The organism is Flavobacterium fluviatile (assembly GCF_010645065.1).
Taxonomy (GTDB): domain Bacteria; phylum Bacteroidota; class Bacteroidia; order Flavobacteriales; family Flavobacteriaceae; genus Flavobacterium; species Flavobacterium fluviatile.
The window spans coordinates 99,756-125,203 of sequence record NZ_JAADZW010000001.1 but is presented as its reverse complement, the minus strand read 5'-3'; the positions used below and the strand labels follow the sequence as shown (position 1 = coordinate 125,203).

The 25,448-nt window shown below is 35.6% G+C and carries 11 protein-coding genes; 2 read left to right on the top strand and 9 right to left on the bottom strand.

Features of this window, described 5'->3' with window-relative positions; translation table 11 throughout:
• Positions 1 to 5 precede the first annotated feature (5 nt).
• The gene (locus GXM17_RS00405; RefSeq protein ID WP_163397324.1) at positions 6 to 3,140 is read right to left on the bottom strand and encodes a SusC/RagA family TonB-linked outer membrane protein; all 3,135 of its coding nucleotides are present in this window, start codon (positions 3,138 to 3,140) and stop codon (positions 6 to 8) included.
• Between the two features lie 878 nt (positions 3,141 to 4,018).
• On the opposite strand from GXM17_RS00405, the gene GXM17_RS00400 reads away from it, so the two are divergent.
• Together GXM17_RS00400 and GXM17_RS00395 are read left to right on the top strand one after the other, a co-directional pair.
• Positions 4,019 to 7,189: a SusC/RagA family TonB-linked outer membrane protein gene (locus GXM17_RS00400; RefSeq protein WP_163397323.1), complete on the top strand. Its 3,171-nt coding sequence runs from the start codon at positions 4,019 to 4,021 to the stop codon at positions 7,187 to 7,189.
• A 57-nt stretch (positions 7,190 to 7,246) separates the two neighbouring features.
• Entirely contained in the window at positions 7,247 to 8,956 is a 1,710-nt protein-coding gene (locus GXM17_RS00395; protein ID WP_163397322.1) for a RagB/SusD family nutrient uptake outer membrane protein, read from the top strand.
• Between the two features lie 521 nt (positions 8,957 to 9,477).
• Here the strand turns inward: GXM17_RS00395 and GXM17_RS00390 are convergent.
• The 8 genes from GXM17_RS00390 to GXM17_RS00355 form a co-directional block, all read right to left on the bottom strand.
• Positions 9,478 to 11,121 (bottom strand): glycoside hydrolase family 16 protein, encoded by a 1,644-nt coding sequence (locus GXM17_RS00390; RefSeq protein ID WP_163397321.1) that lies wholly within the window; start codon positions 11,119 to 11,121, stop codon positions 9,478 to 9,480.
• Between the two features lie 96 nt (positions 11,122 to 11,217).
• Positions 11,218 to 13,299 (bottom strand): DUF5696 domain-containing protein, encoded by a 2,082-nt coding sequence (locus GXM17_RS00385; protein WP_244307291.1) that lies wholly within the window; start codon positions 13,297 to 13,299, stop codon positions 11,218 to 11,220.
• Positions 13,300 to 13,570: 271 nt separating this feature from the next.
• Positions 13,571 to 15,073, bottom strand: coding sequence for an arylsulfatase B (locus GXM17_RS00380; RefSeq protein WP_163397320.1), 1,503 nt, complete (start codon positions 15,071 to 15,073; stop codon positions 13,571 to 13,573).
• A gap of 21 nt (positions 15,074 to 15,094) precedes the next feature.
• Positions 15,095 to 16,720, bottom strand: a complete 1,626-nt coding sequence (locus GXM17_RS00375; RefSeq protein ID WP_163397319.1) for a sulfatase — start codon at positions 16,718 to 16,720, stop codon at positions 15,095 to 15,097.
• A gap of 17 nt (positions 16,721 to 16,737) precedes the next feature.
• Complete coding sequence (locus tag GXM17_RS00370; protein WP_163397318.1) at positions 16,738 to 18,774, bottom strand: glycoside hydrolase family 127 protein; 2,037 nt, start codon at positions 18,772 to 18,774, stop codon at positions 16,738 to 16,740.
• Between the two features lie 361 nt (positions 18,775 to 19,135).
• Positions 19,136 to 20,332 (bottom strand): T9SS type A sorting domain-containing protein, encoded by a 1,197-nt coding sequence (locus GXM17_RS00365; RefSeq protein WP_163397317.1) that lies wholly within the window; start codon positions 20,330 to 20,332, stop codon positions 19,136 to 19,138.
• 288 nt (positions 20,333 to 20,620) lie between these two features.
• A complete protein-coding gene (locus tag GXM17_RS00360) occupies positions 20,621 to 21,838 on the bottom strand; it encodes a family 16 glycosylhydrolase (protein ID WP_163397316.1) in 1,218 nt (405 codons plus the stop codon).
• Positions 21,839 to 22,191: 353 nt separating this feature from the next.
• Positions 22,192 to 25,434 carry a glycoside hydrolase family 2 TIM barrel-domain containing protein gene (locus GXM17_RS00355; protein WP_163397315.1) on the bottom strand — a complete coding sequence of 1,081 codons (3,243 nt, stop codon included), beginning with the start codon at positions 25,432 to 25,434 and terminating at the stop codon, positions 22,192 to 22,194.
• Between the last annotated feature and the right edge of the window lie 14 nt (positions 25,435 to 25,448).

Below are 25,448 nucleotides of genomic sequence, written 5' to 3'. Positions count from 1 at the left end.
ATAAATTAAAAATTAAAGTTTAATCCCAACGAGTACATTTTTGATAATGGATAATTCCCTTTATCTAATCCTCTTGAATTTACATTTCCTCCAACTTCAGGATCATAACCTGTATATTTAGTAAAGGTGAATAGGTTTTGCCCTGTAAAGTAAAGCCTGAAGCGGTCTATTCCCATCGCCGAAGTCACTTTTTTAGATAAACTATACCCTAAGGTTAAATTACGGATTCTCATATAAGAACCGTCTTCGATATACAAATCGGTATTTGGAGTATAATTTGGATGTGCAGAATATATTCCTCTATATGCTGGAAGCGATCCTGTTGGATTTACATCGGAGTAACTATCTAATAGTTCTTGTCCTCTTCCGTACCCTAAAGCTGTAGCTCTAGCTCCATTTACAATTTCATGACCAATTGCTGAATAAATGTTCATTGAAAAGTCAAAATTACGGTAATCAAGATTTAAACTGTATCCTATTTCGTACTTTGGAAGACCACTTCCTGCATAAACTCTATCTCCAGAAGAACGCACAGTTCCGTCACCATCATTATCTTTATAAATTAAGTCTCCCATCTGTGCATTTGGATCTAATTTTTTATAAGCTGCCAATTTTTCTGGTGTATCTACAATTCCATCTGTAGTAAATACAAAGAATGCTCCAGCCTCATAACCCTTTGCAATAGCCGTAATTTGTGTTAATGCATTCGCTGGACCCGGAATTATACCTGAATCATTAGTTAGAATAGGCTTGTCTAAACCATCAATAATTTTAGTTACTTTGTTTTCGTTCGTACTAAAAGTACCGTTCATTCTATATTTTAATTTACCAATATTGTCTCGATAACCGATCGCAAGCTCATATCCACTATTAACCATATTTCCAATATTCAAAACTACTTGATTAGAATTGTATAGTGGTCGCGTTGAATTTGGTAAAAAACCACTAGAAGTATCATCCAACCCTACAGAAGGAGGTAATGTAAGATTAAATAACATATCCTCTTTATTTGTCCTATAATATTCCCCTGTAATTGTTAATTTGCTTTTTAAGAAAGCCAGATCAAAACCAATATTATTTTGTTGAGAGGTTTCCCATTTTACATCGGTATTTCCAATGGAAGTTTGTATAGCACCACCACTTAAAGAAGATGGGCCAAACGAATAATCAATACCACGGTAAATAGAGGTCGAATAAAAATAATCCCTAAAGTTTTGATTCCCTACCGTACCACTACTAAATCTAAGTTTAAAGTTACTCACGACTCCTTTAATTGGTTCCCAAAATTTTTCTTCAGAAACGTTCCATCCTAACGAGAACGAAGGAAACATACCCCATCGATTTTGTTCAGCAAAACGAGACGAACCGTCTCTCCTAATACTTGAACTTAGTAAATATCGCCCTTTATAATCATATTGTAATCTGGCAATATAACCTGCCAACCTAGTCTTATAATCAAAACCTGATTGTGCACTGGCTACGCCTGTAGCACTATTAATGACATCGATATTATTGTCTGATATATCAGCTTTTGACACCTGAAATTCTTCATTCTCATACGACTCTCTTGAGACAGCAGCAGTAAATGTAAACTTATGAGCATCTAAAATGGTTTTTTGGTACGTTAAAGATGCATCCCATGTAATTGCAACACGTCTTGCTGCATCCTGAGAAATTGAGCTTGGTTGTTCGTAGTACTCTTGTCTTGTAGCATCATAAACAGATTGTGTAGGACGAAATATTTTGCGTGTACTATTGTATTCGTTCAGACCTACACGTGTACTGAAATCCAAACCTTTGAATATTTGATAGCCTAACGAAAGATTCGTAAAAGCTCTAGTAGACTTTTGGACATCGGTTATATTTAAACTGTTCAAAATGGAAACATTTGTATTAAAATCGTCACCTCCATAAGAATCAACATTGTCAGCACTTACATCTAATAAACTTTGCGTAGGTTGGTAACGAATCAATTGGTTCACGGTATTTGCCGCACCTCTATTGTTAAGTTCAGAAGTCATACCTCCTCCAATATCTACCGTCCATTTATCCTTTTTGAAGTTTACATTGGCTCTGGTATTGAATCGTTGAAAACCAGATTTGTAAATAATACCTTTTCTATCAAAAAAACCCCCGACAAATGAATATTTTAAGTTTTTATCACCACCACTAACATTCAAAGTATAGTTTTGTGTGGAAGCATCATCAATAAATAATAAAGACGACAAATCAGTATCGTACTGAAAACGATCTGGATTTTCAGTTAAAGGACCAATATTGATAACATCATCCTTGCTTCCGTTTAGGTTTCTATCTTGTACCATATTCATATAGGTTTGATCGACAGCATTTAACAAAGGTTGACCATCTCCAATACGCTCAAAACCATAACTTCCGTCCATACGAACCGACATTGCACCAGATTTGCCTTTTTTAGTAGTTATCAAAATAACACCAGACGCTCCACGAGTACCATAAATAGCCGCTGAAGCCGCATCCTTCAATACATCAATACTTTCTACTTCATTTGGACTTATTCTTGGATCACCTTCTTGTGGAATGCCATCTACCACATATAGGGGGGTATTTGAACCCGAAATCGAAGTTATTCCTCTTATCAGAATTTCTGAAGACGCTCCTGGCACAGAAGAATTTGTTACGTTTACCCCAGCAATTTGACCTTGTAACGCATTTCCTAAATCAGACGTAATTTGGTTTTCTATATCAGAGGCTTTTACACTTCCAACTGCTCCTGTAAGTTCTTTTTTAGTAGTTGTTCCATAACCAATTACTACAACTTCATTTAATTCCTGTGAAGCAACATTTAAAGATACATTGAGTGTAGAACCTTGTACGTTAATATTTTTTGTCTTCATTCCGATACTACTAAAGATCAATAAGTCCCCAACCTTTGCCGTTATACTATAATTACCATCAAAATCTGTACTTTCAACTTTTGATGTTCCTTTAACTTGCACATTCACTCCTGGAATGGGAATTTTATCATCAGCACCTATCACCGTTCCTTTAACCGTTATTTCCTGAGCATAGGTTCCCAAAGTAAACAAAAGCAAAAGAAGTAAGATCCACGAAAAGCCTAACCCTTTCCTTTTCGATTTGTCCATTTTTCTCATTTTCATTTTTTAAAGTTTAGTTATTATTTAGTTTTAATTGATTAAAGCAAACTTTTTTATCTAAATAGATTGCAACTTCTATTCTAAATTTTCAACGATAGTGAAGTTGCTTTTAAAATTAATTATCAGTAGAAATAGTTCTGATAAATTATTATATGTTAAAAAATCATTAATTATTTCTACAAATAAAATAAAATAGTAGTAAAGTACTTTTAATAAAATTACCCGATAGTAGCACTATTTTACCTTTCCAGAAAAAAGATATTTTGACGCTGTAATTTTAAACTGAAAAATGGAAATTCCTTATAAGTAGGACTAATTAAAATACAAAAATTAATTTTTAATTTTCCTACGCCCATCAGTCTTGTAACACAATTATAGGGTGGTAATGGAAATCTTCAAGGTTAAAATAAACTTGGTCAAAACCTTTCCAAAGAATTTTAAATTGACAATAATATTAAAGAGGGAACTGAATACTTTAAAAATGCAATTATTATAAAAACTAATAACTATATATGCTATTTATTAAAAAGAACTACTATTTGTTACATTATTATTGCTATCAAATACAATTTCTACTGATATATAAATTATTAATTTCTATAGGAAACGACTTAAAAATTATCAAATTTAAAAATATGGTAAAAAAATGCTTACGAAAGGTAAAATGAAGTACTATTCCATTGTATTGATTTAGTTCATTTGTATGATACTTTATTATTATTAATCTTAAAAAAAAACTATGCAGTAAAAAAACAAGCCACTAGTCACATTAAATAAAAAATCGGAAAATGCTGGCACATTTCCCGATCGGGTTTAATTAATGATTAAAAGAAACTTTTAACCAAAAAAATCAAAGCAAAAATATGAAAAATCGCTCTCATATGAAGGGTCATACCCTTTTATTGTCCAAATTTGATAAAAAATGGAAATTAACATCACTAATCTTTGTAATTTCTCTATTTCAAATGCATGCTTCTACAATTGCCATAGGTATGGACACCTCCACAGTACTAGCAATTGAAAAACAAATATCCGGTCAAGTAACCGATGGAGTTGGTCCTCTACCTGGGGTAAACGTAAATATTAAAGGAACCACCAGTGGCACCACTACAGATTTTGATGGAAAATTCACACTGACTGTTAAAGATCATAATGCCATACTAGTATTTAGTTATATTGGATTCAAAACAAAAGAAGTAGCTGTTGCCAATATTACAATGCCAATTGTACTTGAGGAATCATCTGCAGCGCTTGATGAAGTTGTAGTTGTAGGTTATACCGCCAAAAAAAAGGGAGAGGTTACCGGCTCAATTAGTACGCTAAATTCTAAGGAACTACAGAATACAAGTAATAACGATGTGGCTAAATCACTTTCTGGAAAAGTGCCAGGTTTAATTGTTGTAGATCGTGGCGGCTATCCAGGTCAGACGGGTAATATGACGCTATTAATTAGAGGAAAATCTACGCTTGGAAACAATTCACCTTTAATCATTATTGATGGTATTTATTCCAGCGACTTTTCTTATCTAGCACCTCAAGATATCGAATCGATGTCTATTTTAAAAGATGGTGCTGCAGCCATATATGGAGCAAGAGCTGCTAACGGGGTAATATTAATTACCACTAAAAGAGGGAAAACGGGCAAAACCAAAATAAATATTTCATCTACATACAGTCTATCCTCTTTTTCTGTTAAAACAAAATTTATGTCTTCAGAACAATATGCAATTTATAATAACGAGATAGCCGAAAGAAATGGAACAGCTCCGAAATATACACAAGAAGATATTGACAGATATGCTGCTGGAAACGATCCATTAAATTATCCAAATACCAATTGGGCCGATTTAACTTTTGCACAAAATTCACCTTTACGCAGAACAGCAGTAAATCTTTCGGGAGGTTCGGAAACAGTTAACTATTTTGTTAGTGCAGACAACATGGATCAGGTTGGAATGTTTAAGTCGGGAGACGTTAATTTTAAGCAAAACCAAATCCGTTCTAATTTAGATATTAAGATTGGAGATGATTTTAAACTTGGTGTCGATTTAAATGGAAGATTTGGAGTGAACAACCAGCCAGGTGTTGATCTAGGATATATTTACAAACATATTTATACCAATGAACCTACGCAAGTAGGTATTTATCCAAATGGATTGGTGGCTTGGGGAGGAGAAAATGGATCTAACCCAGCAATAATGTCTAGTTCCGAATCAGGCTTTGTGACACAAACCGACAATAATCTTAGAGGCCGTTTTTCGTATGATTGGGATTTACATAAAATTACCAAAGGCTTGTCGATCAAAGGATATGCAGGAATTCGTAAGATGAGTAATGACATAAAAAATTGGTACACACCTTGGACCGTTTACCAATATATTCCATCAAGTGGGCAATATGTGGCATCAACTGGTTTTTCTCAACAAGGTAATCAAAACATATTGCGTGAGAGTTTTTGGAAGTTTGATGAAGTGATGCTGAACTCCACTTTACATTACACTACTGTAATTGGCGAGAAACATTCTATTAACAGTTTTATTGGCGCTGAACAAATTACCTCTAAACAACGAACTTTTTGGGCGCAACGCACAGGGTTTCCTAGTAAGGATCATGCCGAATTATTTGCTGGTAGCGACAGCGGGCAAATATCTAGCGGATCCTCGGCAGAATGGGGAAGAGTAAACTATTTTGGTTCACTTTCTTATGACTACGCCAAAAAATATTATGTAGATGTGACTTTCCGTCGTGATGGATCTAGTAATTTTGGTCCCGGAAAGCAGTTCGGATCTTTTCCAGGGGTGGCTTTGTCATGGGCTATAAACAATGAAAATTTCATGCAAAACCTAACATGGATTAATTCCTTGCGATTACGTGCCTCTGCTGCTCAAATGGGTAACGATCAAATTGAAGGTTTTCAATACCAAACCAGTTACAATTATGGCGGTAATACCAATGTTCCACAGCCTAACTACTATATTTTAGGAACATCTGGAATACGAAACAATGGATACGTGAGTTCCAATGTTCCGAATCCCGATATTACATGGGAAAAAGCCTTTATGCGTAACATTGGTTTAAACTTTAGCCTTTTTGATAATAGATTAACTGGAGATGCTAATTATTTTTATCAAAAAAGAAAAGATATATTGATAACCAAAGCGGCTGCTATACCTGATGCCGTTGGTCTTAACCTACCACAACAAAATTTAGGAAAGGTCGATAATTATGGGTATGAATTTCAATTAGCATGGGCAGATAAAATAGGTGCTGTTGGATATAATATAGGAGGAAATTTTACACAAGCCAAAAACAAGGTGGTTTACATGGCTGAGGCAGCAGATGTGCCAGAGGGACTCAAAAGAGAAGGGCACCCATTAGATTCTTATATCACCTATCCAACCAACGGTCTTTTTAAAAGCCAGGAAGAAGTAGACAATGCTCCAGCAAAATTAGCTGGTACCGTTCCGGGTGAACCTTATTATATAGATACGAATAAAGACGGAAAAATAGATTCTAACGATAGAGTACGCCTATTTTCATCCAATGTTCCTCAAATACAGTTCGGTCTCAGTGGTGGGGTGAACTACAAAGGATTCGACTTTAACTTTCTTTTTCAAGGACAAGCCAAAGCCAAAACTTTAGTTTTCTTTGATCAAGCGGGTGCTAAGCCAGAATTTGTATTTACTGACAGATGGACACCAGACAATCCTAATGCGACTTACCCAAGAGCTTTTGCACAAGGTGATAAATACAGCGGTCAGCAAAGTCCTTTTACCAATACACTAAATGCTGGGTTTGAAGGAGCCGATCTTTACTACAGAGATGCTTCGTTTGTACGACTTAAAGAAGTAGAATTGGGATATACTTTTTCAAAGGATCAAATGAAATTTGGAGATTTAAAACTATTTGTAAGAGGATTTAACTTATTGACTATGTTTTCTGATATTTATGATTTAGGACTTGATCCTGAAGCAACTGGATATAATAACTTCAGAGAAAGTACCTATCCTTCTTTAAAATCAGTTTCGATGGGATTCAATATTAACTTCTAATGTAACGAAAGGTGATACGTGACTTTTTAATTTAATAATCTAAATAAATTTAGTAAAATGAAAAAAATAAAATTAGTATATATCTTTGGTATCATAAGCTTATTTTCTATGATGAGCTGTAGCGATGTATTAGATACAGAAGCATCGAATGCCTTTGGAGAAGATCTTATATATTCTGATCCCGCACAAGTAGAGAAATTACTTTTTAATGTGTATAACAGTACCGAAAGTTGGGCAGTAAACAGAAACGAATGGTGGGGCATTCGGTTTAATATTGAAAACGCTTCCTTCGAATCAAAGTTTAACTTTCAAAATTTAGATTTATTCCGAGAACAAGCAGGTTGGACTTCTAGTAATGCTGGAATGCTTGGCGCCAAGTGGAACAATTATTTTCATTACATCCGTCTCTCTAATGAGTTTTTGGATCGAATAGACAACAGTGAAGCCATGCAAAAAGATCCTTCAAAAGTGAATATACTTAAAGCAGAAATGCGCTTTCTGAGAGCTAACTGTTACAGTAAATTGATTAAGTTTTTTGGAGGAGTGCCTCTAATGGATCATGCTTATGAGTTAAATGATGACTTCAATATTAAAAGAAATACTTATAATGAATGTGTAGCTTTCATCGTAAAGGAATTGGATGAATCTGCCGCTGTATTGCCACTGACACGACCTGATGCCGAATTTGGTCGTGCTACACGATTAGCGGCATTAGCTGTAAAATCACGTACTTTACTGTACGCTGCAAGTAAACTGCACGATGCTGCTTCTGCTCCCAAAAATGATCCTCTGTTCGTCTATACAAAAGCTACCAAATGGCAAGACGCTGCTGATGCCGCAAAAGTAGTAGTAGACCTAGTGGGAGGACGCGCTTTAATTCCGGTAGCCAATGCTACGGCTTACCAAAAATTATATTTGTCTCCCAATGCAGACATGCTTTTCGCAAGACCATATGGTTCACAATATTATGAATACGGAACCGATGCAAACTCTTTATGGGATTTAACACAAGCTCCTAGTGGTTATGGTGGGTGGGCACTATCCTCTCCTACTCATAATTTTACATTAGAATTTAATATGGCCGATGGAACAACAACTTCTGGTAGTACTTTTAATGCCACAAGACCAAATGATAATCGCGAAATGAGATACTATGCTGATTTACTATACAATGGAGCACCCTATCGAGGTCGTGACGTACAATATTTTTTATCGGACAATCCTACTATTTATCCACATGGATTGGATTCGCCAAAAGGTTTAGGAAACACGGAGCATTCTTCAAAAACAGGTTATAACATTCGTAAATTTCAAGATGAGTCTGTGCCTGTTGCGGGGGGTATTTCACCTAAAAGACCCTATGTTTTGTATGGTTTAGCAGAAATATACTTGAATTATGCCGAAGCTTTGTATCAGCTAGGAGATGAAGGTACCGCACGTACTTATTTAAATAAAGTGTCAACTAGAGCTTTACAACCAATTATTACAGCAACTGGTCCAGCATTACTAGAAGCGATAAAAAGAGAAAGACGCGTTGAACTTTGTTTTGAAGGCCACAGTTTCTTTGATGAACGCCGCTGGATGAATGAGTCGCATTTAGGATTTCCTATTAAAGGACTGAACTGGAAAAAAGATGCTACTGGTGCACTTTCTTTTACAGAAGTTACCGTCATCACCAAACCTTTTGATGTCAAACAATACTACTTACCTATTCCGCTTACAGAAATCCAAAAAGCTCCTGCCCTAATCCAAAATCCAGGGTATTGATTTTTAGTTTTTATTTAGTTAAAAAGCCAAAAAGAGCTATTCTTTTTGGCTTTTTTTAGTTTCTGAGTTGGCGTTGTATTGCAGATAATTGAAGTCGAGTGAGGCGGATTATCCTTATTATTGAAGTCAATTTCTCTTAACTTTAACTAGATACTTTTATCTACGAGTATACAGTATTGATTTTTTTATTTATCTGATTGAGATTGACAATCTTTTGACACAAACCCTTTCTCTCCCCTCATAAAAACTTATTTATGGGTCTCAAATAGAGTTTAAAACTATGCACTTTCAGTGCATCTCGCTTTTGCTTCAAAAAATTTCCACACCGCAGATTCGTAGATTTTAAAAAATTTATAAGTAGAAAAATTTGCGAATCTGCTGTTAAATTATATTCCAACACTGCAGCCTTTCAGTCTGCCCAACCAAATCTATGGACTTTCAGTCCGTGATAAACCAACAAAAAAAATCCCCGAAAAAGCAAAAAGCTAATTAGGGGATTTATCATCAAAAAACAAAGTACTTTACTCTATAATAAGTTTTTGTGTTGCCAATGTTTTTGTGTTGGAATGAATGGAAATTAAATACATTCCTTTGTTTAAATCGGCCACGGAGATTACTTGCGATTGCGTGTTTTTTGTTACTTTCTTTACGGCAACACCTAACATATTAAAAATGGTTACGGTTCCGTTTTCTGAAGAAACTACAGTTACACTCTCGTTTGCGGGATTTGGAAACACTTTAAAAGATGTTTTTTCTATTTCTGAGGTCTTTAGTCCTAAGTTGACTTTTTGAAACGAAATATCATCAATATACAACAAAGCATTGCTTCCTACTACATCTGTATTTCGCAATTGTATCTCTAGACGATCTCCGTTGGTGATGCTTAAATCGGAAGCAACATTTCGAGTAAAGCCTTTTGAGATTTCAACCCATTTTCCTTTTTGTACCCCTGAAATATCAATATCCATTATTTTGAACGGATTTCTTAAAATCACTCTTAAATTATTTACTGCTGTATTGGGATCAATCCAAATTTTCATTTTAATTTCATTGTCTCCTGTGGGCAGATTTAATACACCATAAGGCGAGTACATAGTATAGGTAAAAGTTGCTGGCAAAGGAGTTGTATTTTTAAAGCGTAGACTCAAATCTCCTGTTGCTGCTTTATCATTTTTCATTTTCCACGGATGCGTATTGTTAGCGTACCAGTTGGAACTTCTTCCCTGATAATAAAAAGGGCCTTCAAAACCGAGTGCATTGAAATCTTGTGCGTTTTTTTCTTTTTGCCAAATGCGTACATAGTCAATTTTAAACTCAGCGGGAACGTTTAAATCAGCCATAGCTGGTAAGCCATACCATTCAAAAACTTCGGTATCCAACCATAACTCTTGAGGGTACATATATTTCCATTGGTCTTTTACCTCTAATTCAGCTCTTGTAAAACGATTAATCTCTACACCGTTGAAAAAGATTTTCACATAGTCTTTATCCCATTCAAAACCATACACGTAATAGTCACTAGCGACACGCACGTTCACATCAGTTTCTACTTTTATCGGGTCATTAACGCTAATACTTTCAGAATCCCAATTGATTAAATTGGTTCTGTATTTACGCTCTAGACTTTCTGGTCTATTTTTTGGATTTCCAATTGGACGTTTTCCATAATTTTCGACCATATCAATTTCAGAATGGTAACCTGTTGTCCAAAATGCTCCTGTTACTGGGGCTTCGGCTAATTTGCACCTGATTTCCATATAACCGTATTTAAAAAAGCGCTCACTTATAATGGCCGCTTGAGTAATTGGATGGCTTTTATTGACTCCTCCGTAAGGAGTTCCGTCTTGCGATTCATTTAAAAAAGTAAAATTAGGCTCCCATTGTGAAGACAAAATGAGGTTGCCATTTTCTACTTTTACATTTTGAGGGGCAAATTGTCCAGGCGCACGACCTTTCCACTTACTACGGTAATCGCCATTTTCGCCAAGAATCCACCATTTATTTTTGTCTAAGCTAGTGCCGTTAAATTCGTCACTCAAAAGATCGCAAAATACCCATCCTGAAGCATTGGTAGGATCCGACATTGGATTGTTTTGTGCGGAAATCGAAAGTGCACAACAAACAACAAAAGACCATTGTAAAACATGTAAGTAATTTAATTTCATAAGCTGTTTTTTACATAGTTCATATGTAGACCGTCGCGGAGTATCACAACAGCAATGCACATAAAATACGGGTTAATAATTGGTTATTCTTTAGAATTATTTTACCGTCACTTGAAAACTTCCTTCGGCGGTTTTCCCATTACTGTAGGTTACTTTATAACCAAAAGCAGGTACGGTTACACCACCTGGCGTGGTTTGTTGTACAGGGCCTAGATTAACTAATACTTCGGTGCCCGAAGCAAATTTTGATCTTTGTAAGTTAAAATCTGGACTTAAATATTCGTGTGATTGTAATTCTGCAAAGAAGGTTTCACGATTTACGGGACTCACTACTTTATTGGCCATTTTAATCATGTCTTTCATTCCATCAAATTCGTAAGGAGAAAAGAAAATAGTTGTTCCCAAACCAAAAAGCATGTTTCGCAAGGATTTTACTCTAAAATCACCATTGATTGAAATTTGGTTATCTGGATCTTGAATTTTTCCAAAAACCGCAATAGCATCGTGAAACACCAAGTTAAAAAGTGGCGCTCTGTGTGAAATTTGTACCAAATTATAATTTGGCAAATAGGTCAACCCTTCAAACATGTCAAAGTACGGAATCCACTGCTGTTGCCCGTGTTCCGTTCCATTTACCAAATTTAAAGAATCGATATATTTCGCTAAATCAAATAAACCTTTGTTATCACCTTCTGGAAAAGTAGCAAAAGAAATATCAGTAATGTCGGCCTCTAATCCTAAAGCCTCAATTTCTTTTCCTAAGTTCTTTTGCGCCAAACCAACTTGTTTGTTCGGGTCAATATTATCCCAACGGCTTCCTGTATTTTTAAGTTTTCCCTTGTCATCTTTAGCGAACAAAGCGGTATTAAACTCTGGATCGTTCTCTAAGGTTGCTGAATACGCATGGTAAGAGGAGTACAAATAGCCGAATTTTTTTGTCAAATCTACTGCGGCTCTCAGTTTTGGTTCTCCACCTAACTTTTCGTTAATCGGCCAGCAATTTGGTACAAAATTGGAAAAAACACCCCAAGCATGAAAAAACGCATTGTCTACCTTCAATTCGTCATGGGTTGTTTTGATGATTCCTTGTAATTCATCAAAAGTAAAAGCCATTCCTTTCATATTAACATAATGTGGGTATCCACCATAAACCCCCATATAAATGGCACCTGGCAATTTATTTACATCTGGATCTCTTTTTGCTTTGTCTTTTAAGGAGACAAAATATCCTCTTTTAATAGCTTCTTTTCGGTACACTTTTGCCATGTCTACATAATCTCCATTTGGAATAAAAGTGTAAGTGATGATTTTTTTCTCTTCTGTTTTATTAAAATCCCAAATCGGATCTAAATAGGCCAATCGTTCGTAAGGTGACATTTTCCCCTCTGGATTAAATAAATACTGACCATTGTTATTAATATTATAAAACATATCCGGACGAGTAGATTCGTCTAAAATTCCAATTACTGCCGATTTTTCATTGTACGTTCCCCACCACGGCATTGTTAACCCGGTGCCATTATTGAACAACTCCAACTTGCCCATTGATTTATTATAATAGGTGGCATCGTCCCACTGGCAAAAAGTTCCCCCATTCATCGGAAAAATGTAGGAAGGACAGATTACCCCTTGTTTTTCTGGAATTACCGCTGCTCCTTTATCGACATCGGTCTCTAAACTAAAACCTCTCGCGGGATAGCGTAAATCAATGAGTTTGAAACTTCCCGATTTAAACGATTTCACCTCTACCGCTAAAGTTCCTGAAGCAGCTGCTAAACGCAATTCTGTTGCGATACTTACACCCTCTGCTACTTTAGAATTTTCTAGAACGGGATTGGAAAATTCAATACTAATCGTATTTCCATTTTTGGCTACGATAATACTTTTTGAATTGGAAATATTAATCGTTTGTTGTTTTCCAGAAGCATCCTTTAAGGTCAATAAACCTGCAGCATTTTCCCAAGGATCTGATTGCCATAATTGTCCCGATTTTTTTTCTAAAACAGAAAAACTTCCGGTTTTTTGGTCAACAGTCACCTTTAGAAAATCATTTTCCACAACAACGTCATTAGCAATCGCATCATTTTTTAACACGGTATCTTTGGCAGTAAAACTATAAAGTACTTGCATGCACAAAATAGCTGCAATCAATCTTAAAATTGAACTGTATTTTTTCATTATATTTTTATAATTTATTGTTTTCAATCCATAATAGTTATAAACAAACACAATCTGCAGACCTAGTTCTTAATCACATTGCTACAAATTGTATTTATTTTGACTTCCCAATACAGAAATTACTACATTCAAAATAGTAACACTTTTTTAAGCGACATAGAGATTTGAATGCAAGTTAAAAAATACTGTAAAATGTATCGAAAGCTTCACTTATTGTAACTTCTCAATACATTTTTATTTCTATTATTAAAATTCAATCGGACGGAAAAAACTATTCTTTTTTCTGTTCTAAAGACTCTTGGTATTCAATAGGTGACATTCTTAACTTTTCAATTTCGAAAGTATCGTCGTAATTCGGAAGTCTACCTGAAGCCCAATATTCTGCATCTGCTTGCGAATAAAACCATAATGGTGTAATGTGTGATTTTGTCCATTCTTTGGTTTCTGCTACCATTTCTTTTACACGTTCTGGAAATTGACCTGCTAAATCTTTATGTTCTCCCATATCATTTGTGATGTTGAATAATTGCCAAGGCTCATTACCCATACGCGTAATTTTCCAATCTTCTTTTCGAGCAGCAACATCACAATAACCTTCGCGGTAACGCAATGCGTAAATCATTTCGTTTTTGTGTGGACTGGTATTAGCAGCCAAATCATTCCAAATATTTAAGCCATTAACTTTTTTACCTTTTGGTAATTTTGTTTTAGCCAAATGCGCAAATGTTGGGTACAAATCTAAAGCAGTAACAGGGTGGTCAAACTGTGCTCCCGCTGCTACTTGATTGGGCCAATGGAAAAACATAGGAACGCGAAAACCGCCTTCAAAAGTATCTCCTTTTGTTCCTTTTAGTGGGTAATTATTGGCTCCATGATCAAAGTTTCCACCATTATCACTTAAAAATACAATCAACGTATTATCAAATTGATTGGTTGCTTTTAAGGTTTTTACAATTTCTCCCACACCACGATCTACAGCATATACCATTGCTGCATAGGTTCGTCTGTCTTTGTCTTTTATATTTTCAAAAATTTTCAAATCTTCTTCTTTTGCTTCTAATGGTACGTGCGGCGCATTATAAGCTAAGTACATAAAGAACGGTTTTTTCTTTGCCGAAGATTCTTTGATGACACGAACTGCTTCTCTAGAAAATGCATCTGTAATGTACTCTGTTTCCTTTACTTCTTTATCATTGTGCAACAAAGGTGTAAAATACACATTGATTGGATAGGCTCCTGCTGCTTTTTGTTTTTCATAGTACGGTTGATACTTCTCAGGAAAATATTTATGACCACCACCTAAAAAACCATAAAAGTCATCAAAGCCCCTATTGTTCGGACGAAATTCTGGATTGTCTCCCAAGTGCCACTTACCAATAACAGATGTATAGTATCCCGCATCGTGTAACATAGTACTCATAAACGTTTCTTTTACTGGAACACCACTTGGAGTTGCACGACCGTCGTCTCTTAAATTGTAAGGAGTACCTATTTCTTGTGTATAACGACCTGTCAACAAAGCCGCTCTACTAGGACCACAAAAAGTATGTCCTACGTAAGCCGAAGTAAACGTTGTTCCGCCTTTAGCTAATTTGTCTATTTCTGGTGTAATGATATCTGTTGATCCATTAAAGCCAACATCATTATATCCTAAATCATCGCATAATATTACAAGTATATTAGGCTTTTTAGTTTGTGCTTGTCCAAAAGAAACCAAACATAGTATTAATGCTAATGCAAATTTGATTTTATGGTTTGTTACGATATTAATCATTATTCTTAGGTTTAAAAAATATTAATTAGAGAAAACTTTTTTCTGACTTTTATTAAATTGTTTGGTTAAATTGGCTATTATTTTAGTATTACTGTCTGCAATATTGGTGGTTTCATTAGGATCTTTCTCATGATCATAGAGTTCTACAAACAGTGGAGCATCATTACGATGTCTTCTGTCTTTCCACAAAACAAGACGGTAACGATCCGTTCGCATCGCATATCCCATTACAAATTCTTCAAAAGCAGCACGGTTCCATTTATCACCCATTTGATTTTTTATCTTGGTTTCAATTTTCTCAATTAATGGGGCAAAAAAAGAATTGCGAAACGGAGGTGTAAATGGACGTGCAGCCCATTCGCGTAAAGCAGGCGTAGGAAACACACTAAAAGCAGCTTCTGCTCCTTTTTTACTTGGATTTTTAATTATAGAAACAATACTATTTCCTTCTAAGTGCGTAGGCTGCTTTAATCCTGCCAGCTCACATAGCGTTGGATAAACATCTATCAACTCTACTAAGGCATCTGCCTTTTGTCCTTTTACTTTGTCGGTTACACCTGGAGCCACGATGATGAAGGGTACACGAGTAGAAATTTCATAATTAGTTGCTTTACCCCAATATCCCATTTCGCCTAAGTTAAAACCATGGTCCGACCATAATACGATAATGGTATTTTCGTACTCACCTGAAGCTTTTAGCGCCTCAACCATTTTTCCTAATTGGGCGTCTACGTAAGACACACAAGCAAAATATCCGTGACGCAACTTACGTTGCAATTCTGGTGAAAAAGCTTCCGTTTTAGGCATATCTGCTCCCACACGAACTTCTAATGATTCGGAAAGCCCCATAGCAGCACCATTTATAGGAGGATCTACTTGTGTGGCAATTGGAATTTCAGACTCATCATACATATCCCAATATTTTTTGGGTGCTATCCAATCGAGGTGCGGTTTATGAAATCCTAATCCTAAAAACCAAGGTTTATCGCTTTTGGTTAATTCATTTAAAGTAGCAATAGCAGCGAGTGTATTTTCGCCATCTTCATAAGTTTCATCTGGAACATCGGCACATTCTACATCTGGACCTTTTGCCAACCAGTTTTCACGAATCATTTTTTCGCCGTATTTGGCATCCAATTCCTTTTTATTATCGATGTACATTTGTTGGTTTTCCTTCAACGCATATCCCCCTTTTGTTTCTGGTATATTTGGATCTTTCTTAGGTTGCGTCGCTTTACGACTCCATGACAATTCATCATCCGTATACTTTCCGTGAAATACTTTTCCGGTATAAACAGTTTCATACCCATTTTCACGAAAGTGTTGTGGCAAGGTTATAATACTTGGACAGTTGGCTCTAAAATCTTGAAACAAATCAATTACATTAATCGTTTCGTTACGTGCCCCCGTCATGATGCTCGCACGTGATGGACCACAAATAGCTTCCTGACAGTACGCTCGATTGAACTGTACTCCCGCTTTCGCTAATGCATCAATGTTAGGCGACTTCACAACTTCAGAACCATAACAGCCAAGCTCTGTACGCATATCATCAAAAGCGACAAATAGGATATTTGGCTTTTTTTTCTGCCCCTGACTTACAAAGCAAGCCAAGGACAACAAAAAACATAAAAAATTACTTTTCATTGAATTTTTTTATAATATTAGTCCCAAATAATTGGCATAAAAACAGTCATTTCTGAATCACCTCTATTCGACCAAGCATAATAAGGAACAAAAGACACTTTAGAATCTTCTAAAACAGGTTTTGAAATAGTATGGTACATCGTATCTGGTTTTTTATCTTTTCTAATCATAACATCAGTAGTGATTGATGAAATTCCACCTAAAAGATCAGGACGGTACGTTACATCAAATTTGTTTTTTCCAGAAAGATAAACATCTAAGATACTGGTTCCTTTTGGTAAATCGGTAGATTCTGCACAGTACACTACTGGACCTCTTTTGATAGCTACTTGGTTACGTACTTCTTCAATGCGACCATTTCCTTCTACAAAGTTAACGTCCATTGGCATATCCAAGGTTACAACGTCTCCTTTTTTCCAAGCTCTGTCTATGGTCGCAAATTCTCCCGCCACAATTTCTACGGCAGTATTTACTCCGTTTACTTTAATTTTACTTCCTTTTGCCCAGTTTGGGATTCGGAGCATCATTTTAAAAGCTCCTTTTTTACAATCTTTAACCGTTACACTTACCGCACCATCCCAAGGATAATTGGTTACCTGCTCCAATTTTAATTTAGAACCATCAAGCATGGTCGTATTTAATTCGTTACCACCATAAAGATTTACAGCCACACCATTATCGGTCAAACTGTATGCCCAACCAGAGATTTGAGCAATAGTACGCACCAAGTTCGGAGGACAACAGAAACACTCTAAATATGATTGGCGCTCTGGGTATTCGGTATTCATTTTTGAATAATCTCTTGAACCGTGAATCTTACGTAATGGGTTTGAATAATAGTATTTATTTCCTTCAAGGTTGATTCCTGAAAGTGCACTGTTAAACAGTACATTTTCGATAACATCAGCATACTTAGAGTCACCACGTAATCCCAACATACGGTAACTAAACATGGAATTACAAATGTTTGCACAAGTTTCATTATAAGCCGTCATGTTTGGCATCATGTATTCATCAATAAAACCCTCTTCAATCATCTGACGGTTACTTGAAGCTCCATAATGCGTCTGTCCTACTGCTCCTGTAACATACATTTTTTTGTTAGTCACATTCTCCCAAAGACGATCTAAGGCATCTGACAATGCTTGTTCACCTGTTTCTGCTACAACATCTGCTGCTCCTGCATAATAATACAAAGCCAACACTGCATGACCTACTGCCTCATCGGACTTACGAATAGGTGTAAATTCTTGCACCATATCTCCTACTGGATATCCTTTAGTTGTCGAATTCTCTTCGATACCATAAGCACCACGACGGTTGATGAATTTTTCTGCTAATTCTAGATACTTTTTATCTTTTGTAGTTCGATACAATTCAACCAACCCCATTATTTGTGTTTGATTGAATCCAAAACGAGCATAATGCTTGGTGTCTGGATAGAAAACTTCGTATAAATTATCAGCATGTTTTACAGCGATATTTAAGAAATTTTTTTTGCCTGTAGCTCTGTAATGAATACAAGCACTAGTATACAAGTGTCCACTATTGTACATTTCATGGTATTTACGATTCTCAAAAGGATCTATAGCACCTTTACTAATTTGAATAGTAGTTTGTAAATACCCATTTGGCATTTGCGCTTTTGCGATAATCGCAATAATATCATCTAATTGTTTTGCAATTTTTGGATCTTTATTTTGAGCATAAACGTAAGACATTGCTTCCATCCACTTATAAAAATCTCCATCATGCCAAGCAAATCCTTGGTGTTTTCCGTCTTTGAGTCCTGCTGCAATTTTAAAATTATTCAAACCATGCCCCACATCACCCATTAAAACCTCCCCCATATACGGAAGCATTTCATCTTGACAAATTTTAAACTTATCTGCCCAAAATCCATGTGTCCAGTGGCAATCAGACATACCAATACTTTTAAACTTCACATTCGGACTGTTGGCATTATCGATAATTCCTTTGTGCTGTCCGAAAGAAGCGCTTAGAAAAAACAGACCTACCACAGCCAATCCGTATTTGCTTGTAATCTTTTTCATTTTTTAAATTTTATGTTTTTGTTTTTTGATTATGCTACACTCTCCATTTTTCTTTGATGCAAAATAGTCCTCTATGACCAGCATAGTATTAATATTCACGCCGCTTATCAAAAAATCTAGTAATAGCATAAAAGAGTCGGAAACACAAAGTAAATGTAAAAAGCGTTTTTTACTCCTCTAAAAATTACCATTCACATACATTATTTTACCTTATTTTAAGTAAATGTTATTTTTTTGAGATAATTCTGTAAAAAAAAGAGGCTAACTTAACGTCAACCTCTTTACTAACTAGACTACAAGAATAAAAATATTAAAAAACAAAAACCTTACCTATAAATGAGTCAAGTTATAACTAAAAAAATTATTCTACTATTAGTTTTTGAACGTACGCCCCTTTCTCATTTTCTACTTTAAGTAAATAGACTCCTTTGCTATATTTATTTAAAGACAAAATGATATTTAACTCGGCACTTTTTTGGTCAAGAAGTAGTGAACCATTCATGTCAGCCAAGGAGATTTTAGCTTCGCCACCATACTCGTTGAATGCGATTGTCACAGTATCTTTAACTGGATTTGGATACACATTAATCCCCATTTTTTTTGCTGCACTTTCTTTCAAATTAAGTGTTTCTTTCTTCTTCCATACTCTAACATAATCTACAGACATAGTTGTTGGAATCGCAGCTAATTGCTTATTTGCACGCTCATCTGCTCTTGGATCAATAGGTTCAAATCTATTATTTTGAAATTTAACAAAGGGTACCCGTAGACCAAGCGATACGGTCACATTCATAGGTCTGTACCAATAAGTATTTGGCTTTCGCGCAACTTCTAAACCATCTACATACCATATAATTTGACTTTCATTAACCTCACAGCCATAAATATGGTAATCTAAAGTAGGATTAAATTTAGCCGTATAATGATTTTTTTGAGCTTCTGGACTTTGCTTCGGTCGGTACCAAACCTCTTTCCCTCCTTCTTTAGCAACCCGATGCAAATTCATATCCATATCATAAATATCATCTTGTTCACCGTTGTAATAATCGAATTGTTGTAATTCTACCACATCAATTTCAGAGTAAACTGTTTTACCTTCAGCAGCATTTCTGTCAAAATCACTATACAACCAAAACGAAGGACAAACGCCACGTCCGTTGTCGGTTCCTGCAACATTAAGAATAGCTCCCTTTATCCTGGCCTCCACGTATCCTGTTATAAAGGTTCCTTTGGTTTTTAAAATTCCAGAACTAAAATAAGTTCCGTCTACAGGTACGTTGTTAGTGTTATGACTCATTTTAATTTCTACAGCATTGTTTACAATAGTCAAATTGGCATTGTTATCCCATTTCCATGCATTTACGTTGGGCAGTTCACTGTTATAAAACCATTTGTTAGTCCAATCGATCTTAATATCAGTAAACTCATCTGACAAGTTTTCTTGATACTCCCATTTTTTAGTAGAATCGGGTGCTACCATAAACGGATTATATTGTGCCTGCATTGCGAAATTAGATAGGACAATTATTAATGAAAATAGAATTTTACAATTTTTCATATTTGGGGGGAATTGATTACTTAGCGCAAAAAAATTTTTATTAAACTGTACAATAAATCCTTTAACTTTTTAACTTAAAACTGACAGTATAGTAAAAAATAATCAACGATAAATGATATTTATTGCTAATAGTTAATTTAACAAAACGCAAATTTAAACCTAATATGTTGCTTTTTACTAGCACTATTTTAACTTATAATAAGCTTGTTCTACCTTTCCGATATTTCTATAAAAAAAAGCCTGCTCACATAATAAATAGACTTTCTTCCAAAAACAAAAGTTAGAACTTTATTTTATAAATATTTTTTGACTGTGTACTCCATTTTGATTCGTTACATGTAATATATAAGGTGCATTAGGATATGAGTTTGTAGGTAATACAATCTCCGAAAGTCTACTGGTGGTATCCAATAACTTCGTTCCACTTAAATTAAACATCGTTATTCTCGATTCACCCGAAAAGTTACCTAAAACAATATTCAGCGTTTTTAATCTCTGGTTAAGAAATACTCTTATATCGCCCTTGTACCCATCAGTTGGATTTGTAGTACCTGTATCGCTTCCTGTACTATCAGACCGCTTACTTTTCCACACACGGACATAATCTACTGACATGGTTGTCGGAATAGCGGAAAGCTGATTCTTTGCACGTGCATCTATTAAAGGATTTACTGGTTCAAAAACATTATTTACAAATTTCACAAATGGAACGCGTAATCCTAATGATAAAGTTACATTCATTGGTCGGTACCAGTAAGTGTTTGGTTTACTAGCAACGCGAGCACCATCTACATACCAAATAATTTCTTTTTCATTCACTTCGCAACCATATACGTGATAATCTTTTGTCGGATCAAAAGAAGCAGTATAATGATTTTTTTGAGTAGCTACATTTTGTTTAGGGCGAAACCAAACATCTTGTCCGTTTACTTTTCGAACCAGATGTAGATTATGTTCCATATCAAAAATATCATCCTGTTCTCCATTGAAGTAATCGTATTGCTGCAACTCTACAATATCAATTTCCGAATACACAGTTTTCCCTTCTCCGACAGAACGATCAAAATCGCTATATAGCCAGAATGACGGACATACACCTCGTCCATTGTCAGTACCGGGAACATTCATCACTGCGCCTTTAATTCGAGCTTCAACGTAACCCGTTACAAAAGTTCCCTTAGTTTTTAAAATACCCGAATTGAAGTAAGTACCATCAACTGCTATATTATTGTTGTTGTGACTCATTTTAATTTCTGCAGCATTCCCAACAAGCTTTACATTATTTCCGTTGTTCCACTTCCATGCTTTTACAGTAGGTAAATTATTGTTGTAAAACCATTTATTGTTCCAATCAAGAGCATTACCATTAAATTCATCAGACAAATTTTCTTGATATTCCCATATTTTACCGCTGTCTGCAGCATTTATTAAGGGTTCGTACTGTGCTTGTACTACGGCAGTACCCGTGAGAAAAAATACACTAGCTAAAGTTTTAATTTTTATCATTTTATCATAGATTTTGGTTAAATCCAAATCTACTCATAATAATCCTTATCAAGTAGCTCTATACTAACTATATATGAGACTATTTTAGCTACAAGTTATTGATTACTTAAAAAAAACGTGCTTTTTTTTTACACTAAATAAAAAAAACACAAAAATTATAATAAAATAGAACTTGTAGTTTTTGGATTATGGTCGAATTTTATGAAACGCAATTTAATTAGCATCATAATACTTAAAGAAATAAAAATTATTTTTACTTCAAATATACAGTTAAAAAAAAACCTTGATAAAAATGCAGTAGTATGCATCTTTACCAAGGTTTAATCATAATTAACAATAATTATTTAACTAAACTAATCAAGGGATTTAATAGAAAATTCAAAATTGTATTTACCTGGTTTTAATAAATATTTTTCAATCGGTTCGGATAACGTACCTCCTAAACTTCTTTGGCGTAAAGCAATATTAACCGTATAAAATCCTTGTGGCTCCAAATCTTTAGGATGGCGTGCTTCTTCTATATTGTCCGAGCTATATTGCCAAACGGAAAAATCAAAAACTGGCTTGGCTATAAATTTGAAGCCTTCTTTTTTATGATTTGATTGCAATGTCATCCATCGTGTTTCGGTATGATTTCCTGTTTCTTGTGGTTTGATATAGTGGTAAAAAAGATCATTTGTCTTTACATCATACACATTTACTTCTGCCGATTCCGCGCGGTCGATGTAATTTTCCCAAGGTCCTTTTCCGTAATAAGAAGTATTCTCTAATGCTTTTGAAACGCCCATTGTCCAACCAATTCGCATCATATCGGGAAGGTTTTCCTCTGCATCCAAATCCATTTTTACTGCTAAAACACCCTCAACTGTTACTGTGTAATGCAATTGCAATTTTACTTTATCTTGAAAAGCTTGTGTAACTGCCACTTGTACCGCATTTGATTTCCCTTTGGAAACCGTAACCGATTTGGTTTCAAGTTTCGATACGATGTCTTTCCAAAACGTTTTCGATTTCGACCATGTTTTAGCATAATACCCTCGGTGATCATTGTCTATCGCTGGTCGCCAAAAGTTAGGTTGTAAAGGGGCTTTTAATTGTTCTCCGTTTTTATTCTTTAATGAAGTAACAAAACCAGTCTTTTTAGATACCGTCATTTCGAAATTTTTACCGCTAACGATAATCGCATCTGCACTTTCTGTAAAATCAAAACCAGCTGCATTTTTAGTCGACTGCTTTTCTTTTTTGGCGTCGGCTGCGTGAAGCAACAGTTGATTAGAGCCTAACTCGTATCCTTTTTTGCACCATAAACGATCTGCTTTTTCGTGTAAACTTACACGCAACCAATAATCGTTTTCTTCTTTGAAATTGATTTTTCCAAATGGAATTTTTATTTCTTTGAACTCCCCTGCGGGAATATCGAGGCTAGCAAGTGTTCCACTTTTAATCACCTTTCCGTTCTCTGCAACTGTCCATCTTATTTCGTAATCCGAAACATTGGTAAAGTTCATACGATTTACAACGCGCACTACTTCATTACGATGTTTTACAGCTTCAAAAGCGACAGGCTGAAAAACGTGTTTCGCTTCGTGCGCATGCGGATTCGGTTTTAAATCTGGTGTAAAAACCCCATTGATACAAAAATTACTATCATTAGGAATATCTCCAAAATCACCCCCGTAGGCGTAAAAAGTTTTTCCGTTTTCATCTTTTTTCTCCAGACCTTGATCGACCATATCCCAGATAAAACCACCAATCAAATTTGGACGAGAACGAATTTCCTTCCAGTAATCTGTGAATCCTCCTAGCGAGTTACCCATAGCATGCGCGTATTCGCAAAAAATAATTGGCCTATTGATATAAGGCGATGTCGCCAAACCAATGGCATGTTTGTAACTTGGATACATTCTACTAATTACATCCACATATTTAGGATCATCAGGATTTGCCATTGTAGGGAACTGTTTCACATTATACCCTACATCATCTCCTTCTATATAAGCAGGATTCAAAGGATCGCCTTGTGCACCCTCATAATGTACAAAACGTGACGGATCAAAATACCTGATCCAGTTGGCTGCTGCCGCAAAAATTGGTCCTGTACCTGACTCGTTCCCTAAGGACCAAGAAATCACACAAGCTTCATTTTTGTCTCTTTCGACCATTCGGTAAATACGGCTCATCATTGCCCCCGACCATGAAGGGGTGTTGGCCAATAACCCACCTGCATGATGGCTTTCGATATTTGCTTCATCCATCACATACAAACCATATTCATTACACAACTGATAGAAATAAGGATCATTTGGGTAATGTGAAGTACGTACTGCGTTAAAATTATATTGTTTCAGTAATTCCACATCCTTACGCATATCTTCGTGCGTTAATGCTTTTCCTCGAATCGGATTGTGATCATGACGGTTTACCCCCATAATCTCCACTACTTTTCCATTGATTAACAGCTCATGCTTGGCGCTAAATTCTACTTTTTTGAAACCTATTTTTTGGCTTCTTGCCTCTACAACTTCTCCTTTTGGATTGGTTACCGTAAGGACAAGCGTGTACAAATAAGGCGTTTCTGCCGACCATTTGTGTGGTGATTTTACGGTGGTTTTAATAAATCCAAATACAGGAAGATCTCTTGGCGGCCAACGTTCTAAAAACACTTTCTCGACAGTCGTAGATAAACCATCTTCTAAGACTTTATTGGAATCCTTATCGTACAATTGTGCATTGATTTTCCATCCTTTTAAATTATGAGCATCTTCTTTCACCCAAACTTTTGGACGAATTTCCACTTTGGCGTCTTTTAGACTTTCGTCTAAAGTAGTACGTACGTAAAAGTCATTTAACGCAATTTTAGGTTGTGCCAATAACAGCACTTCACGATGCATTCCGCTTAAACGCCACATGTCTTGATCTTCCAAATAACTTCCGTCACTCCATCTGAAAACCTGAACGGCAACGCGGTTTTTTCCCGCTACCAAAAACTCGGTAACATCAAATTCTGCTGCCAAACAACTCCCTTGGCTGTATCCTACTTTTTTACCATTTACCCAAACGTAAAAAGCCGAAGTCACACCACCGAAATGAAGAATAACCGATTGTTCTTTCCAATCAGCAGGCACTTCAAAATCTCTGTAATAACTTCCAACCGGATTATCACGGTATATTTTTGGCGGAATTGGAGGCTGAGGCCCTTTCCAATCATAAGTCAAGTTTGGGTCTAAAATATTAGGCGTAAATGGATACGTAATATTGGTATAAATCGGCTGGCCGTATCCCTGCATTTCCCAATTAGAAGGTACTGGAATATCTTTCCAATTGGCACCTTTAAAATCTTTAGCCATAAAATCCATCGGTCGGTCTTCGGACTTATCGACAAAATTAAATTTCCACATGCCATTTAACGACTGCATGCGAGAGGCTTCGCGTTTTCCTTTTAATGCATCTGCTGCATTTTTATAGGAATACGAAGGCACCCGTGATTCCATTTTGTTTTGTTCAAATACAAACTCATTTTCCCAATCGTTTTGAGCTACTACCCATTGTACCGAAACAAGGCAAAGAAATAGTATATGTGCTATTTTGTTTTTCATTATAAAAAAATGTA

Coding starts and splice junctions, on each gene's coding strand:
- GXM17_RS00380 (WP_163397320.1), bottom strand. CDS start 15,073: ATGATTAATATCGTAACAAACCATAAAATCAAATTTGCATTAGCATTA.
- GXM17_RS00385 (WP_244307291.1), bottom strand. CDS start 13,299: ATGAAAAAATACAGTTCAATTTTAAGATTGATTGCAGCTATTTTGTGC.
- GXM17_RS00360 (WP_163397316.1), bottom strand. CDS start 21,838: ATGATAAAAATTAAAACTTTAGCTAGTGTATTTTTTCTCACGGGTACT.
- GXM17_RS00390 (WP_163397321.1), bottom strand. CDS start 11,121: ATGAAATTAAATTACTTACATGTTTTACAATGGTCTTTTGTTGTTTGT.
- GXM17_RS00400 (WP_163397323.1), top strand. CDS start 4,019: ATGAAGGGTCATACCCTTTTATTGTCCAAATTTGATAAAAAATGGAAA.
- GXM17_RS00395 (WP_163397322.1), top strand. CDS start 7,247: ATGAAAAAAATAAAATTAGTATATATCTTTGGTATCATAAGCTTATTT.
- GXM17_RS00355 (WP_163397315.1), bottom strand. CDS start 25,434: ATGAAAAACAAAATAGCACATATACTATTTCTTTGCCTTGTTTCGGTA.
- GXM17_RS00405 (WP_163397324.1), bottom strand. CDS start 3,140: ATGAAAATGAGAAAAATGGACAAATCGAAAAGGAAAGGGTTAGGCTTT.
- GXM17_RS00375 (WP_163397319.1), bottom strand. CDS start 16,720: ATGAAAAGTAATTTTTTATGTTTTTTGTTGTCCTTGGCTTGCTTTGTA.
- GXM17_RS00370 (WP_163397318.1), bottom strand. CDS start 18,774: ATGAAAAAGATTACAAGCAAATACGGATTGGCTGTGGTAGGTCTGTTT.
- GXM17_RS00365 (WP_163397317.1), bottom strand. CDS start 20,332: ATGAAAAATTGTAAAATTCTATTTTCATTAATAATTGTCCTATCTAAT.